Origin of the sequence: Bradyrhizobium sp. 157, assembly GCF_023073815.1 — a bacterium.
In the GTDB taxonomy this organism is placed as follows: domain Bacteria; phylum Pseudomonadota; class Alphaproteobacteria; order Rhizobiales; family Xanthobacteraceae; genus Bradyrhizobium.
Genome location: NZ_JADPKF010000073.1, coordinates 342,838 through 359,019, shown reverse-complemented (window position 1 = coordinate 359,019; position 16,182 = coordinate 342,838). Strand labels below are relative to the sequence as shown.

At 62.9% G+C, this 16,182-nt stretch carries 14 protein-coding genes; 3 read left to right on the top strand and 11 right to left on the bottom strand.

The genetic code is table 11. The features are described 5' to 3' along the window. Nucleotides 1-99 precede the first annotated feature (99 nt). The 9 genes from IVA95_RS17625 to IVA95_RS17585 form a co-directional block, all read right to left on the bottom strand. Nucleotides 100-1,326, bottom strand: a complete 1,227-nt coding sequence (locus IVA95_RS17625; protein WP_247511604.1) for an ABC transporter substrate-binding protein — start codon at nt 1,324-1,326, stop codon at nt 100-102. Between the two features lie 353 nt (nt 1,327-1,679). Continuing rightward, nucleotides 1,680-2,420, bottom strand: a complete 741-nt coding sequence (locus IVA95_RS17620; protein ID WP_247511603.1) for an SDR family oxidoreductase — start codon at nt 2,418-2,420, stop codon at nt 1,680-1,682. 151 nt (nt 2,421-2,571) lie between these two features. Beyond that, nucleotides 2,572-4,077 (bottom strand): amidophosphoribosyltransferase, encoded by a 1,506-nt coding sequence (purF, locus tag IVA95_RS17615; RefSeq protein ID WP_247511738.1) that lies wholly within the window; start codon nt 4,075-4,077, stop codon nt 2,572-2,574. 32 nt (nt 4,078-4,109) lie between these two features. Continuing rightward, a complete protein-coding gene (locus IVA95_RS17610; RefSeq protein ID WP_213249979.1) occupies nt 4,110-4,739 on the bottom strand; it encodes a CvpA family protein in 630 nt (209 codons plus the stop codon). Nucleotides 4,740-4,903: 164 nt separating this feature from the next. Further along, entirely contained in the window at nt 4,904-6,373 is a 1,470-nt protein-coding gene (gene radA / locus IVA95_RS17605; protein WP_247511602.1) for a DNA repair protein RadA, read from the bottom strand. 104 nt (nt 6,374-6,477) lie between these two features. Then, entirely contained in the window at nt 6,478-7,878 is a 1,401-nt protein-coding gene (locus tag IVA95_RS17600; RefSeq protein WP_247511601.1) for an adenylate/guanylate cyclase domain-containing protein, read from the bottom strand. A gap of 168 nt (nt 7,879-8,046) precedes the next feature. Further along, nucleotides 8,047-8,931 (bottom strand): prohibitin family protein, encoded by an 885-nt coding sequence (locus tag IVA95_RS17595; RefSeq protein WP_247511600.1) that lies wholly within the window; start codon nt 8,929-8,931, stop codon nt 8,047-8,049. Between the two features lie 132 nt (nt 8,932-9,063). Then, on the bottom strand, nt 9,064-9,786 hold the full coding sequence (locus IVA95_RS17590) for a sulfite exporter TauE/SafE family protein (protein WP_247511599.1): 723 nt from the start codon (nt 9,784-9,786) through the stop codon (nt 9,064-9,066). A 146-nt stretch (nt 9,787-9,932) separates the two neighbouring features. Then, the gene (locus tag IVA95_RS17585; protein ID WP_247511737.1) at nt 9,933-10,661 is read right to left on the bottom strand and encodes an adenylate/guanylate cyclase domain-containing protein; all 729 of its coding nucleotides are present in this window, start codon (nt 10,659-10,661) and stop codon (nt 9,933-9,935) included. Between the two features lie 160 nt (nt 10,662-10,821). Between IVA95_RS17585 and IVA95_RS17580 the strand changes: the two genes are divergently transcribed. Both IVA95_RS17580 and IVA95_RS17575 read left to right on the top strand, forming a co-directional pair. Next, nucleotides 10,822-11,271: a cupin domain-containing protein gene (locus IVA95_RS17580; RefSeq protein ID WP_247511598.1), complete on the top strand. Its 450-nt coding sequence runs from the start codon at nt 10,822-10,824 to the stop codon at nt 11,269-11,271. A 125-nt stretch (nt 11,272-11,396) separates the two neighbouring features. Beyond that, entirely contained in the window at nt 11,397-13,661 is a 2,265-nt protein-coding gene (locus tag IVA95_RS17575; RefSeq protein ID WP_247511597.1) for a fused MFS/spermidine synthase, read from the top strand. Between the two features lie 16 nt (nt 13,662-13,677). On the opposite strand, the gene IVA95_RS17570 is transcribed toward IVA95_RS17575, so the two are convergent. Beyond that, nucleotides 13,678-14,445, bottom strand: a complete 768-nt coding sequence (locus IVA95_RS17570) for an exodeoxyribonuclease III (protein ID WP_247511596.1) — start codon at nt 14,443-14,445, stop codon at nt 13,678-13,680. Nucleotides 14,446-14,494: 49 nt separating this feature from the next. Between IVA95_RS17570 and IVA95_RS17565 the strand changes: the two genes are divergently transcribed. After that, nucleotides 14,495-14,716 carry a cysteine rich repeat-containing protein gene (locus IVA95_RS17565; RefSeq protein WP_247511595.1) on the top strand — a complete coding sequence of 74 codons (222 nt, stop codon included), beginning with the start codon at nt 14,495-14,497 and terminating at the stop codon, nt 14,714-14,716. 216 nt (nt 14,717-14,932) lie between these two features. On the opposite strand, the gene alr is transcribed toward IVA95_RS17565, so the two are convergent. Continuing rightward, nucleotides 14,933-16,162 (bottom strand): alanine racemase, encoded by a 1,230-nt coding sequence (gene alr, locus IVA95_RS17560; RefSeq protein ID WP_247511736.1) that lies wholly within the window; start codon nt 16,160-16,162, stop codon nt 14,933-14,935. Between the last annotated feature and the right edge of the window lie 20 nt (nt 16,163-16,182).

Genomic DNA, 16,182 nt, shown 5'->3' with positions numbered 1-16,182 from the left:
GGCAAAGGTAGCGTGCCCACCACTTCTAGTCTCAAACCGGAGAGATGGTGGGCACGGCGCTAGCGCGCCTTTGCCCACCCTACGCGATCCGCTACGCCGTCACTTCTTCACCAGCGGACACTCGCTGGCCTCGAGCGGCTTGGCGGCATCTTCCGCCGAGATCGTGGCGATCTGCTTGTAGTAATCCCACGGTCCCTTCGACTCTTCCGGCTTTTTCACCTCGAACAGATAGGCCGGAATGAGACGGCGGCCGTCGGCGCGCAGCGGGCCCTTGCCGAACAGCGGATCGTCGGTCGGCAATTCCTTCATCTTGGCGACGACCTTGGCGCCGTCACGCGGATTGCTGCCGAGCGCTTCCATCGCCTTCAGATAATGCAGGATCTCTGCATAGAGGCCGGCGACGGTCATCGAGGGCATCGAGCCCTTCGGCGACAGTTTCTGGAAGCGCTTCGACCATTCGCGGGTGTTGTCGTTGAGATCCCAGTAGAAGGATTCCGTGAAGGTCAGGCCCTGCGCCGTCTTCAGGCCGAGCGCATGCACGTCGTTGATGAAGAGCAGCAGCGCGGCGAGCCTCTGGCCACCTGCGACGATGCCGAATTCGGAGGCCTGCTTGATCGAGTTGGTAGTGTCGCCACCGGCATTGGCTAGGCCGATGACCTTGGCCTTCGAGGACTGCGCTTGCAGCAGGAAGGAGGAGAAGTCCGAGGTGTTGAGCGGATGCCTGACCGCGCCCAAAACCTTGCCGCCGGTCTGGGTGACGACATTGCCGGTGTCACGCTCCAGCGCATGGCCGAAGGCATAGTCGGCGGTGAGGAAGAACCAGGTATCGCCGCCGGCCTTGGTCAGCGCCTTGCCAGTGCCGTTGGCGAGCATGTAAGTATCGTAGGTGAAGGAGATGGTGTTGGGATTGCAGGCCTTGCCGGTGAGGTCGGCGGTGGCGGCGCCCGAGTTGAGCAGCACCGAGTTCTTTTCCTTCACCAGATTGCTCACGGCGAGCGCAACGCCTGAGTTCGGCGTATCCGCGATCGCGTCCACCTTGTCGGCGTCGATCCATTGCCGCGCTATATTCACGCCGATATCGGGCTTGTTCTGGTGATCGCCGCTCACCACCTCGATCTTCCAGCCTTTCTTGGTAAGGCCGGAATCCTCGACCGCCATCTTGACCGCCGCCACCGAATTGGGACCACCGATGTCGGCATAGAGGCTCGACATGTCGTTCAACACGCCGATCTTGACGGTCTTGTCCTGGGCCAGTGCTGGCGTCGCGAGGGCGAGTGCGGCAAGCGCCGCGGAAGCGGCGAAGCGCAGGGCAATTCTAGTCGTCATGGTATTCCTCCCGAAATGTTGTTCGCCGGCTCTCTTTTCGGAACCTGCCAGCACCTTTGCGATAGTCCTTCTCGGAACCGCACGCAATGCACCTAACGTCGCGCGTCCCCGACGTCAGCTTGAACTTCTCATTTCGTAAAACCATTCCTTAACGAAGGTTCCATCTTTCCTGAACACCTGGATGGGGTTGTTCATGCGATCGCAGACATAGGGCAACCGTCGTTAGCGAGCTTCACGCAATGCACGGTGTTGGCGAATTCATGTCTCAACAAGCGGCTGAATGGATTGCCTTCCGCCTTCACTAAAGCTTCGGCCAAGTCGCTCCGCTTACAATGCGAGAGTTCGTAAGATGCTCAAGCCGGCGGATGAAAACTCATCAGCGTGCGCGTCTTGTAGTCGTAGAGCTTGCCGGTCTCGTTCCAGTCCGGCGCGCACATCGGCACGATGAATTCTGCCGCTTGCTCGGGCGTGTCCAGCGTCATCGGATCTTCGCCCGGAAACACGCTGGCGCGCATGCGGGTGCGGATAGGGCCGGGGCTGAACAGGTTGACGCGGAGTTTCGTGCTCGCGGTCTCGTTGGCCCAGGAGCGCACCAGCGTGTCCAGCGCCGCCTTCGAGGCCGCGTAGGGACCCAGATAGGCGTTCGCCTTGCTGGCGGCGCCGGAGGTCACGAACACGGCGCGGCCGGCGTCCGAGACTCTTAGCAGCGGATCCATGCAGCGGATGAGCTGGAAGTTCGCGGTGACGTTCACGGCCATCACGTCGTTCCAGGGCTTCAGCTCGATATGCCCGAGCGGCGAGGAGGGGCCGGCGACGCCGGCATTGCCGACGAGAATGTCGAGCTTGCCATGACGCTCATGCAGCGCCGCGCCGAGCCGCGCGATGCCGTCGAAATCGGTGACGTTGAGCGGCACCAGCGTGGCGCTGCCGCCATCCTTGCGGATCTCGTCGTCGAGTTCCTCAAGGCCGCCTTGCGTGCGTGCAACAGCGACAATATGCGCGCCGGCGCGGGCGAGCGCGCGCGCCGTGGCATAGCCGATGCCGCGGGAGGCGCCCGTGACGAGCGCAATGCGGGAGGCGAGGGGTTTGGTCATGTCGTGCCACTTTCGTCATGCCCGGACAAAAGCGCGAAGCGCGTCTTCGCGCCAGACGTCCCGGGCATCCACGTCTTTGCGGCGGGTTTTACAGACGTGGATGGCCGGGACAAGCCCGGCCATGATGGAAAAATGGGTTATTGGCCGCGCCTCAGCTCGCTTCCGCCAGCAGCGACAATTGCCGGGGCTGCGGCTCGACCTGGGTCTGGTCGGTGAGGTGGGTTGGATAGGCACCGGTGAAGCAATGGTCCGAGAATTTCGGATTGGCGGGGTCGCGTCCCGATTCTCCCATCGCGCGGTACAGGCCGTCGATAGACAGGAACGCCAGCGAATCCGCGCCGATGATGTCGCGCATCTCTTCCAGCGTATGGGTGGCCGCGAGAAGCCCGCCGCGGTCCGGCAGGTCGATGCCGTAATAGTCGGGATAGAGGATCGGCGGCGAAGCGAGCCGGAAATGCACCTCGCGCGCACCGGCGTCGCGCATCATCCGCACGATCTTCTTCGACGTGGTGCCGCGCACCAGTGAATCGTCGATCAGGATGATCCGCTTGCCCTCGATCGCGGCGCGGTTGGCCGAATGCTTCATGCGCACGCCGAGCTCGCGCACGCTCTGGGTCGGCTGGATGAAGGTACGGCCAACATAGTGGTTGCGGATGATGCCGAGCTCGAACGGCACGCCGGAATACTGGCTGTAGCCGACCGCCGCCGGTACGCCGGAGTCCGGCACCGGCACCACGACGTCGACCTCGACATGGCTTTCGCGGGCAAGCTGCGCGCCGAAGGCCTTTCTGACCTCATAGACCGAACGGCCGCCGACGATCGAATCCGGCCGTGAGAAGTAGATGTATTCGAAGATGCAGGGCCGCGGCGGCTTTGGCGGGAACGGCTTGTGGCTGTTGGCGCCCTTCTCGTCGAATACGATGATTTCGCCGGGCTCGATGTCGCGGACATATTTGGCGCCGATCATGTCGAGCGCACAGGTTTCCGAGGTCAGGATCGGACGACCGTCGAGATCGCCGAGCACCAGCGGTCGGATGCCGAGCGGATCGCGCGCGCCGATCAGCTTCTTGTTTGTCAGGGCCACCAGCGAATAGGCGCCCTCGATCGCGCGCAGCGCCTCGATGAAACGGTCGATGAAACGGTTGCGCTTGGACTGCGCAACCAGATGCAGGATGACCTCGGTATCGGTGGTCGACTGCATCATGGCGCCGCCCTTCACCAACTCGCGGCGCAGCGTCAGGCCATTGGTGAGGTTGCCGTTATGGCCGACCGCGAAACCACCGGCATTGAGCTCGGCGAATAGCGGCTGCACGTTGCGCAGGATGGTCGCGCCGGTGGTGGAATAGCGGACATGACCGACCGCCATGCTGCCGGGCAGGCGCTCGATCACCTCGCGGCGGGAGAAGGTATCGCCGACCAGGCCAAGGCGGCGTTCAGAGTGGAAGCGGCTGCCGTCGAAGGAGACGATGCCTGCGGCTTCCTGGCCGCGATGCTGGAGGGCGTGTAGTCCGAGCGCCGTGATGGCGGCGGCCTCCGGGTGGTCGAAAATGCCGAACACGCCGCATTCCTCGCGTAGCGTGTCGCCTTCGAGATCGTCCTGCAACTCGATGCCAAGATTTAGATCGAGTTGGCCGGCGGGATCGGAAGGGTTTTGCATCGCGTCCATCGCCTCTCTATTTTGGCCAGAAATTAGCGGCCCGCGGGTTTCTCGATCAGCTTTTTAAGGCTGTCGCGGGCAGGTTTACTGTAGCCATCGCCGGATGCAGGCGCTGCCTGGTCGGCGTCAGTTTGATCGTCTTCCGGTTTATTCTTCTTGAATCTCTTTAAGATGGTGTTCTCGGGGTCGTCAGGCAAGAGCGACATTAACCAATCCCCGGTTCCCTGCAGCACCACCCGGGATTTTGCACCGGTGATCCAGTCCGGCCGCTGCTTGTCCGGGACCAGCCAACTAAAGAACAGAAAGGCGACCACCACGATCAAAAGGCCGCGACCCAACCCAAACAAGAATCCAAGCGTGCGATCAAGCGCGCCGATCCGAGAATCCAGGATCATGTCCGAAATCCGCACCGTGATGACGGAGACCACGATCAGGGTGCCGATGAAGGTGCCGGCAACGACCACCACGGCCGCGATCGTCTCGCTGCCGAAATAGTCCCTGGCAGATGGCATCAACTTCGAGAAGGCATACAGCGTCACCAGCGCCGCCGCGCCCCAGGCCGCGATCGACAGGATTTCGCGCATGAAGCCGCGCACCATGGCGAGCAGCCCCGAAATCAGCATCACTCCGAGCAGGACGAGATCGAGTATCGTTATCGGCATCGGCTGGTCAGGTCCGCTCGTAAGTCCTTAGGCAGCGAATCGGCGGCTCGGCGTTCACCCCAACTGAGGGGCAGACGGCGCATCCCGCAAGGCCGGAAATCGTGCATCCCGCCCGCCTTTCGCGCGCGTTGTATAGCGGCGAGGGGCGGGCGCGTCACGCCGCTTTAGCTGTTTTCACGACGGAATCGCGCCGGTGTGGCATTTTTCTCTGCCGCACCCTCGCGACTGGCGTCCCGGTTGCCGCCCCCGGTGTTTTTTGGGCTGCCGCGCGCCGCGATTTCAGCCACCAGGCTGGTTAGTCCGCCGATGCTGTTCAGCGCAAGCCCGCTATCGCCGCCGACCTCTCCGCGCGCCGATTCGGGCAGAACGGCGCGGCCAAAACCCAGTTTCGCGGCCTCCTTCAATCGGGCGGAGGTCTGCGCCACCGGCCGGACTGCGCCGGAGAGCGAAATCTCGCCGAAATAGACCGCATCCGTCGGTAACGGCGCGTTTACCAACGAGGATACCAGTGCGGCTGCTGCCGCGAGGTCGGCCGCGGGCTCCTGGATCCGCAAGCCCCCCGCCACGTTCAGATAGACGTCGTAGCCGGACAATTTAACCCCGCAATGGGCTTCCAGCACCGCCAGCACCATCGACAGCCGGCTCGGATCCCAACCCACGACGGCCCGCCGGGGAGTGCCGAGCGTGGTCGGCGCCACCAACGCCTGCAATTCCACCAGCACCGGCCGGGTGCCTTCGATGCCGGCAAAAACTGCCGTTCCCGGGCTGCCCAGATCGCGTTCAGAGAGGAACAATTCCGAGGGGTTGGAGACTTCGCGAAGGCCGAGGCCCGTCATCTCGAACACGCCGATTTCATCGGTCGGACCAAAACGATTCTTCATCGCGCGCAAAATGCGGAAATGCTGCGAGCCTTCGCCCTCGAACGACAGCACGGCGTCGACCATGTGCTCGACCACGCGGGGGCCCGCGATCTGACCATCCTTGGTGACGTGGCCGACCAGAATGATCGCAGCGCCGGTTTTCTTGGCGAAACGGATGAGCGCCTGTGCCGAGGCGCGGACCTGCGTCACCGTTCCCGGCGCCGACTCCACCGTGTCGGTCCACATGGTCTGGATCGAATCGATCACGATCAGCCGCGGCACCGCGCCGTCGGACAGAGTCGAGACGATGTCCTCGACGGAGGTTTCGGCGGCGAGTTGCACCGGCGCATCCGCCAATCCGAGCCGCTCGGCGCGCAGCCGCACCTGCGCCACCGCCTCTTCGCCCGAAATATAGACCGCGCGGTGGCCTGCGCGCGCCAGCATGCTGGTGGCCTGCGTGAGCAGCGTCGATTTGCCGATGCCGGGATCGCCGCCGACCAGAAGCACCGAGCCACGGACAAAGCCGCCGCCGGTGACGCGATCAAGCTCGGCCATCCCGGAGGACAGGCGCGGGGCGTCATTGCTTTTTCCGGTCAGCGATTCCAGCGCAAACGTCCGGCCCTTGCGCCGGGAGCGCACCGACACCGGCACGCTTCCGGTCGTGTCCTCCTCGGCCAGTGTGTTCCACTCACCGCAGGACTCGCACTTGCCCTGCCAGCGATTATACGCCGCGCCGCAATTCTGGCAGACGAAGGAGAGGGTGGGTTTGGCCATGGAGGGGAAATAGCAGTCTCGGTGGAACGGGCGGCGACTCATAGCATGAAAAGAAGCTGAGGGGCGCGATGAGTGCCAAGGCATCCATCGCGCGATTCTGGGCGTCATGGAGCGACATTCGCACACGTCCAGATGCCAACCGGTTGCTCGAGACCACGAATGATCTGTGCCGGCTGCTCGACAAGCAACGCGAAGTCGGCGCTCGAGTTCGATTCGGCCCGGGCCTGCCGCACCAGTACGTCGCTGACGACGATGGCGCATCCGAATTCGCGGGTAAGCGACTCAAGCCGGCTCGCCGCATTCACGGTGGTGCCGATCACGGCGAATTCGAGCCGGTTGAGGCCGATATCCCCCAGCACGACCTGGCCATAGTGCAATCCAACGCTGACCTGGATCGGCGGCTCGTTGCGATCGTGCCGTTCTCTGTTCAATTCGGCGATCGAGGTGATCATACCCCTCGCGCAACGCAAGGCGCTCAGCGCGTCGGAATCGCCGGCGAACGGCGTGCCGAACGTCGCCATCAGGCCATCGCCGAGGTATTTGTCGAGCGTTCCGCCGTGCTGGAACACTTGCCTTTCCATTCGCTCATGAAATTGCCGCAGCGTGTCGATGACCTCTTTCGGGTCTCGTCCATCGGCGTAGGCGGTGAATCCCACGATATCGGCAAACAACACCGCGACGTCTTGGGTGCGAACCCGTGTCAGCGGCTCGTCATTGCCCGACAATTCATCGACGACATTGGGTGAAAAATAACGTGCCAGGTTGGCGCGCTCGCGTTCGATCCCGGCGTGGCTGATCAGCAGGGCGTTGGAGCGGCGTACCGCCAGCGCCAACGTCATGGCGACGATCAGGAATACCGTGATTTCCTGGAATCGCACGGGAATGCCGATCGCTGCGGGGTTGATGATGTCGAACATTCTGACGTCGGAGCCGACGGCGGCCCGCACGCGTTCCGAGAGCTCCGCATGGGTTTCGGGCTGCAGATAGGCCCAGCCGACGCCGATCGCCCATACGGCCGAGGTCCAGAATCCCATCGCGAATACCGTTCGCCACGAATAGGCAAGGGTCCCGGTTGCCAGGAAGACAAAGAAATAGATGAAAGTCTCGAACCGGAATTGCATGCCGACCGGCCAGTTCTCGGCACTGAACGGATTGGGCACGACGGTGAGGAAAGTAAGTAATGCAAGATCGCAAAAGATCAGGAAAAGCTCCGGCCGCGAACGGCCCACTTTGCCGACCTTGAGCTGGGCCCAGCCGATCACGGCAAAAAGGCCGAGCATCACGACGTAGTAAATCACGTCCCAGTTCGGGTTGATGATCGGCAAGGTAGTGGCGATCACTGCCAGCGCGACCCAGCGGGCCCGGACAGCGAGCAGCAGCCCTTGGCGCTTGCTCTCCGCAATGGCCGCTTCGGCGAATTTCTGGGTGTCTTGCTGGGCGTCGGTTCGCCCAGCGGCTTCGCTTCGGAGATTTGTGATATCGGCCGTTTCCACCAATCCGCTCAAGACACTCGTCCCCAAACTAAATGTATCGGATGATGCATCATGCCACGGCTCCCGGCGCCGTTCACGCCAGCATGATACCACCGGAGCGCGTGCGTCCTAGCCATTTGAAAAAGTGAAGTGCGCCGCTTCGACGTCCAACCAGGAATGCGCCCGCCACGCGATTCGGCTCTATTTCACCGATACGAACGGCACCGATGAGCCCGGCACCATCGTGGTCGGCAGCACGCCGTTCCAGCGTTCGGCCTGCACCAGTGTGACGAGGTTCGGGTTGGTGCCGAGCGCCTTGGCGCGCGCCTCGATGGCGGCGGCTTCCGCTTCGCCGGTCAGCTTGATGTTGGTCGCCCGTGCTTCGCCGTTCAGCCGCAGCGCGTCGGCCGCAGCCTGCGCCTCGGCGCGGACGGCGTTGGCCTTGGCGGTGGCCTGGGTGACGGTGATCTGAGCCTGCACCTTTTCGCGCTCGGCATTCTGCTGCAGCTTCTGCACCTCGACCTCGGCCAGCATGCGCTGTTCGATCGAGTGCAGATAGTTCGCGCTGAATTCGATGTTTTCGAGCTGGACGCTTTCGATCGTGATCATCGGATCGTCCTTCAGCGAAGCGGTGATGGCGTCCTTGATCGCGGAGTTCAGCGGCCCGCGCTCCTGGATCGCTTTCACGGCCGTGTAGCGGCCGAACACGATTTTGACCTGCTGGTTGACGGCCGGGCTGACCACTTGTTTGACCGCGGTGTCCAGCCCACCAAACTTGGCATAGAGATCGGCAACCTTGTCCGGTGAGGCTCGCAAGGTGACGCTGATCTTGAGGTCGGCCGGCTGCTGGTCGTAGGAATACGAATTCATCTTGTCCCAGGTATAGGTGAAGGTCTTGACGCTGACCTTTTCGACGCTGTCGATCAGCGGGACCTTGAAGCCAAGGCCTGGCTGCGCGGTGCCGATGACCGCGCCATAGCGCAGCTTCACGCCGCGCTCGGTCTGGTCGACGGTGTACCAGCTTCCCGCAGCGATGATGGCGACGACAATGATGGCGACGATGGCGCCGATGATTCCCCTGGGCATTTTAAGTCTCTCCAGACGTGGGTGATGCGAATCCATGTCCGGCATTGATCTGTGGTCACCTGCGGACTGGATGTGACACGCGTCACTTGGTCGGCCATTGATGGGGAATGGTTCAGGCGGTGCGCCGAATACTTACGAAAATGCCGTCCATAGCAGGGTGAGACCGGCGGCCAGCATGATGCCATCCATCAACAGCCGAAAGACGTCGGGCTGAAGACGCAGCACGAAGCGCTTGGCGATGAAGGCACCGAACATGAGGGAAGAGCCCGCAATCAGGCCCTTCAGAGCGATATCCGCCGTCAGCGCGCCGAAGCGTTCGAACGTGACCGACTTGCTCAGGTAAAGCCCGAGCGAGCTTGCGGCCTCGGTGGCGAGGAAGGCTCCCTTAGTTAGACCGTAAAACAGAAATAGTGGCACGCTGAGCGGCCCGGTCGAAACCACGATGCCCGTGAGATAGCCGATAACGGCGCCACCGACCGCCAGATGCCAGAGCTGCGCTTTGAGCTGATGGCCGGCCAGCCAGTGCCGAACCGGTACCATCGCGATGAGAAACAGGCCGATCGCGATGTCGACGGCGTGCGAGGGCAGCGCCAGCAACGTCCGCGCGCCAAGCGCGGCGGCGGGAATCCCCGTGGCCGAATAGGCGAGGCAGGCGCGCCAGTCGACCTCGCGCCACCAGGCGAGGATGCGCGACAGGTTCGCCATGACGGCGGCGACCGCCATGATCGGAACGGCTTCCTTCGGCCCATATTGATAGACCAGCACGGGCATCAGCATGATTGACGAGCCGGTGCCGACGATGCCCGAGATGATGCCGGCGACAAGGCCGACTGTGAGGACGAAGAGGAAGCCCAAGCTGCAGTCTTTCGCGATTCCCTGATGCCGACATCATGGTGGCAGCAGGCTCGGGTAGCGAGGTCTAGATATTACTCGGAAAGGAGTCGATCGTGCCAATCGAGGGAAGCTGCTATCGCGGTGACCAGGAGAACCGCCAGCTCACGCTAGGCGGCGTAGAGCTCGATCGGGACGTCGAATCCCTTGAGCTGAAATGCCTTCGACGGGCTGTCTTTCAAATCCGGTTGGGCGCGGTCAAACACCGCCTTTGTCACCAGGATCTGGTCGGCTTCTGCAACCGACTGGGCCCGGGAGGCGGTGTTGACGACGGTGCCGATCGCCGTCAGGTCCCGGTGAGATCGGCCGAACTCGCCAAAACTTAGTTCGCCGGAATGGATGCCGATGCCGATCCCCAGCTTGTCCGCGGTGAGGCCATGCGCTTCGACAAGCGTTTGACGCCGCTTGCGCCAGTTCGTCTGAATTTGCCGCGCCGCCAGCACGGCGTTTCTGGCATGCTCCTCCCGATGCAGGGGAAAGTTGAACACCGCCATGACAGCGTCGCCGATCGTCTTGTTGAGGAGCCCGTCGTGCTCCCAGATCGCGCCGGCGCATTCATCATAGAATGCGTCGAGCAGTCCTGAGACGGCATCGGCTGACTGCGATTGCGACAGGCTGGTGTAGCCGCGCAGATCGGCAAACATGATGGTTGCGTCGATGGTGATCTTGCGGGCCCGCATCACCTTCGTGAACATCAGTTCGCAGATGGTGCACGTATTGGGATTCATCCGGCTCGGACGAATGCCGAACGCGCGAAATGGCGCGGAGATCACGCCGCGAAGCGGCACCGGAACATGCATCTGCTCCCAGCACCCCTTGCAGAATCTTGCCTGTTGCAGAGCCGCCATTCTTCATCCGTACATTGCGCGTTTGGCTGGCTGGTCGATCCTACAGTCGGCCGCAGGTGCGGGCAAGGACGCCGCAGCGCACACCTGCCGGCTGACGGCGAGAGGCAAAGCTGCTAGGATCGCGGCAAAACAAGCAGAACGGAGGATCGCCATGGACGCTGCGACGCCGGCAAATGCGCAGACTGCAGACACGCATTCCCATCTGGTTCGACCCGACAGTATGGAGTGGCAGAAGACCCGCTTTCCCGGCTGCGAGGCCAAGACCCTGCTGTTCGATCGCAAAACCGGCCTGATGACCGCGCTGATGCGGTTCGCGCCCGGCGCGGTGTTGCCTGACCACGAGCACGTCAACATCGAGCAGACCTACGTGCTCGAAGGCTCTCTGGTCGACAAGGAAGGTCCGGCGAAGGGCATCGAATGCAAGGCCGGCGAATTCATCTGGCGCGAAGAGGGCAGCCGCCACGTCGCGTGGTGTCCACAGGGCGGGCTGATGCTCGCAATCTTCCAGGTGCCGAACAAGTTCTTCGAGGCCGATGGCCGCGTCATCGATGCTGCGGGCGAAGACTGGGACGCGGCGTGGGGTCACACGCGAAAGGGATGAGCGGGCTCGTCCTGCCCGGATCAAGGCGACGTTTACCATTGCGTCCGCCATTCCCGGCCATCTTTTAAGCCTTGTTTAGGGGCGGCTCGATACCGTGCTGGCAATTGCCGGTGCCGGAGATATCGATGTCGCTCTTCCAAGCTTCGGACCGGGTATCGCCTGCAGTCGATCCGCAGGCTGCCAGCGTCCGGCTGATGCCGTTGCTCTACGGGCTGACGCTGTTCGTCTCGGCGCTGCTTCTCTTCTCGATCCAGCCGATGTTTGCAAAGATGGTGCTGCCGAAGCTCGGCGGCGCGCCGGCCGTGTGGTCGGTTGCGATGGTGTTCTTTCAAACCGTGCTGCTGGCGGGATATGCCTACGCCCATTTCCTGAACCGTCTGCTGCGGCCCGGCCGGGCGGCGATGGTCCATCTGCTGCTGGTCGGGATAACGGCGATGACCCTGCCGATCGCCGTCGCGCCAGGATGGATAGCTCCGCCATCGGATGGAACGGCGCTGTGGCTGTTCGGATTGTTTGCGGTCTCGATCGGGCTTCCGTTCTTTACGCTGTCGGCCAGTGCGCCACTGCTGCAAAGCTGGTTTGCCGCAAGCGGGCACAGGCGGGCGAGCAACCCCTACGTTCTTTACGCAGCTTCCAACCTCGGCTCGTTTGCCGCGCTGTTCGCCTATCCCGCTATTATCGAGCCGATCCTGACGCTGAAGACGCAGACCACGGCTTGGTCCGTCGGATTTGCCGTGTTTGCCGTGCTCCTGGTTATCGCCGGCTTGTTTACTTCGCGTGCGGCGGCGATCGACGCGCAGGCCGGCCCGCTTGATGAAGGTAGCGCGAGCGCTGGCGAACGAATGCGTTGGGCCGCTCTGGCCGCGGTGCCTTCCGGCCTCGTCATCGCCGTCACCGCATATCTGACGACCGACATTGCCGCTGCGCCGTTCCTGTGGGTGGTCCCGCTGGCGATCTACCTGCTCACTTTCGTGGCCGTATTCCGCGAAAGGCCGTGGATCGCGCATGCCAATGTCGTCTGGCTTGTTCCGTTCGCAGTGGCGCCGCTTGCGGTGAGCCTGATCGGCGGCGATAAGGTGTTCTGGGTGACGATGATCATCCTCAATCTCGTCGCGTTCGCACTGCTGACGCTGATGTGCCACGGCGAACTCTACGCGCGGCGTCCGGCTCCGCAGCGGCTGACGGAATTTTACCTTTGCACCTCGTTCGGCGGGGTCATCGGTGGAGTGTTTGCGGGCTTGTTGGCGCCCCAGATATTCAACGGCAACTATGAGTACCCGATCCTGATTGCGCTGACGCTGTTGTGCATGCCCGGCGTCTTCACGAGCGGTTTCAGCAAGGCGGTGGCTGAACTTTGGCCGTGGTTGCTGCTGAGCGCGGTCCTGGCGGCCGTCTCGTGCGTCACCGCCGTACAGCTGCCCGCGACCCTGGAATTGCCATTTCAAGTTCTGCTCGCGCTAATGGCGGCAGCGATGCTGTTTCAACGGCAGCAGCCGATGCGCCTCTTCGGACTTGTCGTCCTGAGTTTTGCCATTACCGCGTTTTGGCGGCCGGGAATTGCGCCGATCGAGACGGCGCGCAGTTTCTTCGGTGTTCACAGGGTGGCCGAAATCGCCGACGGCAAGGCGCGCGCCCTCTATCACGGCACCACAATCCATGGCGCTCAACGCTTGCGCAACGAGGACGGCACGGCAGTCGACGGGGTGCCGACGCCATTGACTTATTATTATCCGGAAGGTGCGTTGGCCGAAGCGATCCGAGCCGCTCGCGCCGCCCATGGCGGCTTCGAGCACGTCGCCATCGTCGGGCTCGGCACGGGATCGCTGGCCTGCCACCGCAAGGCCGGAGAGCGCTGGGCGTTTTTCGAGATCGATCCGGAAGTAATCCGCATGGCTCGGGATCCAAATCTCTTCACTTTCCTGTCGAATTGCGCGCCGGACGCACCCGTCGTTGCCGGAGACGCGCGCCTGACGCTGGAAGCGTCACCCGATCGCTATGACTTGATCGTTCTGGACGCCTTCTCGTCTGACAGTATTCCGGTGCATCTGCTGACGCGCGAGGCGCTCGCGGGTTATCTCTCGAAGCTTTCCGACCGCGGCGTGATCATTGCGCATATTTCCAACCGCCACCTCGATCTCGCGCCCGTGGTGGCCAATGTCGCCTGGTCGCAGGGGTTGGTTACCTTTCTCCGCGAGGATGACCGCGCCGGCGATTTCATAACGACGTTCGCGGCCAATGCCCGCGTCGTCGTGATGGCGCGCGACGCGGGCGATACCGGACGTATTGCGGGTAGCTGGACGCCGTTACCCCCTGACCAGACAAGCGCGCTATGGACCGACGACTATTCCAACATTCTCGGCATCATGTTGCGCAGGAAGTTCGGCGGGTAGGAGAACTGCGGCCGCGCTAACTCAGGACGATCCATGCCGGCGCGTGGTCGCTGGCGCCTTCTTCTCCACGGACTTTCCGGTCCACGCCGGCCTCAGTCAGGCGCGGCGCTATTGACGGGCTCAGCAGCAGATGATCGAGCCGCAATCCGGCATCGCGTGGCCAGCGGTTGCGCTTGTAGTCCCAGAACGTGAACATCGGTTTAGACGGATGCAGCGTCCGGATCGCATCGGTCCAGCCTTGATCGACCAGCGCCTTGAACGCGGCGCGGCTCTTCGGCTGGATCAGCGCGTCCTTGTCCCAGGACTTTGTCGGGTAAATGTCGAACTCAGTCGGCGCGACATTGTAATCGCCGGCCAGCACCACGGGGATATCCTGCTTGAGCAGCTTGCCGGCGTGGGACCGCAGTCGTTTGAACCAGTCGAGCTTGTAATCGAATTTTGGCCCCGGCTGCGGATTGCCGTTCGGCAGATAGATGCTGGTGACGAGGATGCCTTTAATTGCGGCTTCGATATAGCGGGCCTCGACATCCCCATTGCCGGGGAGCGCGGTCCGGGTCAATACCGGCTCGGCATTCCGCGCCAGGATGGCGACGCCGTTCCAAGTTTTTTGTCCGCGCCAAACCGCGCCGTAGCCGGCTTTCTCGATTGTCCGAATCGGGAACTCGGCGTCGGTCGATTTCAATTCCTGCAAGGCAACGACGTCGGGCTTCGCCGCGCGCAGCCAGCGCAACAGGTTCGGCAGACGGCGGTTGATATTATTAATGTTGAAGGTCGCGATCTTCATGTAGAGCTAGCTGGGCATCACTGTGCTTCGCCTGACGCTTGGAGATTCCATGTCGAAACTACGCTTTGCCATTCTCGTGCTCGCCATTGGATGCTCCGGGTCCGCAGTTGCTCAAGCTGTCGAGCAGCGCGGCGCCTGCAAGACGGACTATGACAAATATTGCGCCGGTACGCTGCCCGGCGGCGGCCGTGTCGTCGCATGTCTGAACAAGCAGCATCACCAGCTCAGCGACGCCTGCAAGCAAGTGTTGGCTAGCCGGAAGAAACAGTAGGACAGGGCAACATGCCAGCATCGGGTTTGCAGCTGTTGCTTTGATTGTCGCGTCCTCGCAACTCGGAGGCCTTCAAGCCTGACTTCGTGAAGTCGTTCGGCGGCTGAGTGCCGTCCGCCGAACGCTGCGTTTTGGACGGTCCGATCGGTAGCGCTTGCAAATGGCCGGGGAGAACCGCGACAAGAAACGCCGCGAAGCAACACTTAAAAGCAAGAACTAGCTGGAAGGAGCAGTCGGCTCCGCTGACGGCGGAGCAGGGGATTCTGCAGTGGCATTGCCGCCCTTGTAAACCCGCGCATAGCGCTTGCCGAGGCTGGTCAGCACTTCGTAGCCGATGGTGCCGAAATGATGGGCGAGTTCGTCGGCCGTGATGCCTTCGCCGATCAGCGTCGCCCAATGGCCGCGCCGCACCGCATTCTTGTCGAGATCGGTGACGTCGACCGCCGTCAGGTCCATCGAAATCCGTCCTGCGATCGGGCAGCGCTTGCCGGCGACTATCACCTCGGCGCCTCGGGTGCCGTCATTGGCGCTGGCCGCGCGGAAATACCCGTCGGCATAGCCCGCGGAAACGACCGCTATTCTGGTCGGACGCCGCGCCGTCCAGGTGCCACCATAGCCGACGGTATCGCCGCGCTCGACGTTGCGGATCTGCACGATGCGTGCCTTCAGCTCGACGACCGGCTGCATCGGGTTGTCGGCTTCGGGCGTCGGATTGATGCCATAGAGAGCGCAGCCCGGCCGCACCAGGTCGAACTGGAATTGAGCGCCCAGGAAGATGCCGGACGAATTTGCCAGCGAGGCCGGGACGCCTGAGAACAGGCTTGCGATCTCGCGGAAGCCCGCGAGCTGCCTGGCGTTGGCGGGATTGTTGAGCATTTCCGCGGAGGCGAGATGGCTCATCACGAGCGTGATGCCGTGATCTCCAGCGTTGATGCGTGGGATGATGCCCTGCGCCTCGGTGACGGTGAGGCCAAGCCGGTTCATGCCGGTGTCGATGTGAATGGCAGCGCCGCCGGACCAGCCGGAACGGCGGCAGAACACGTCCCATTCGGCGAGTTCGTTGAGGTCGCCGATGACGGGCTTGCAGTCAAACTTGGCGTAGGCGTCGCCGGTGTTCTGGAAGAAGCCGCCGAGCACGTAGATGGCGGCCGCAGGCGCCGCGGCGCGAACCACGCGGGCCTCATCGAGGGTCGCGACGAAGAACGTCTTGCAGCCGGCGCCCGCGAGGGCGCGCGCGACCTGCTCGGCGCCGCAGCCATAGGCGTTCGCCTTGACCACGGCTGCGCATTCGGCCGGCACGGCCGTCTTCTCGAGCTTGCGCCAGTTGGCGACGATGGCGTCGAGATCGACCGTCAGCACGCCGGTTGCGGTCGCAAGCGCGGCCGCCTGGTTCGCCTCGGGCGAGAGCAGGGTGCCTTGCGGAATGGATTTGGGATCGGGGGCAATGTTCATGCCGCAGTTTTACG

What these genes read in the sequence shown, in the direction of transcription:
- IVA95_RS17575 (WP_247511597.1), top strand. Translation starts at nt 11,397, where the DNA reads ATGTCGCTCTTCCAAGCTTCGGACCGGGTATCGCCTGCAGTCGATCCG.
- IVA95_RS17610 (WP_213249979.1), bottom strand. Translation starts at nt 4,739, where the DNA reads ATGCCGATAACGATACTCGATCTCGTCCTGCTCGGAGTGATGCTGATT.
- IVA95_RS17625 (WP_247511604.1), bottom strand. Translation starts at nt 1,326, where the DNA reads ATGACGACTAGAATTGCCCTGCGCTTCGCCGCTTCCGCGGCGCTTGCC.
- radA (WP_247511602.1), bottom strand. Translation starts at nt 6,373, where the DNA reads ATGGCCAAACCCACCCTCTCCTTCGTCTGCCAGAATTGCGGCGCGGCG.
- IVA95_RS17580 (WP_247511598.1), top strand. Translation starts at nt 10,822, where the DNA reads ATGGACGCTGCGACGCCGGCAAATGCGCAGACTGCAGACACGCATTCC.
- IVA95_RS17565 (WP_247511595.1), top strand. Translation starts at nt 14,495, where the DNA reads ATGTCGAAACTACGCTTTGCCATTCTCGTGCTCGCCATTGGATGCTCC.
- IVA95_RS17620 (WP_247511603.1), bottom strand. Translation starts at nt 2,420, where the DNA reads ATGACCAAACCCCTCGCCTCCCGCATTGCGCTCGTCACGGGCGCCTCC.
- IVA95_RS17570 (WP_247511596.1), bottom strand. Translation starts at nt 14,445, where the DNA reads ATGAAGATCGCGACCTTCAACATTAATAATATCAACCGCCGTCTGCCG.
- purF (WP_247511738.1), bottom strand. Translation starts at nt 4,077, where the DNA reads ATGCAAAACCCTTCCGATCCCGCCGGCCAACTCGATCTAAATCTTGGC.
- IVA95_RS17595 (WP_247511600.1), bottom strand. Translation starts at nt 8,931, where the DNA reads ATGCCCAGGGGAATCATCGGCGCCATCGTCGCCATCATTGTCGTCGCC.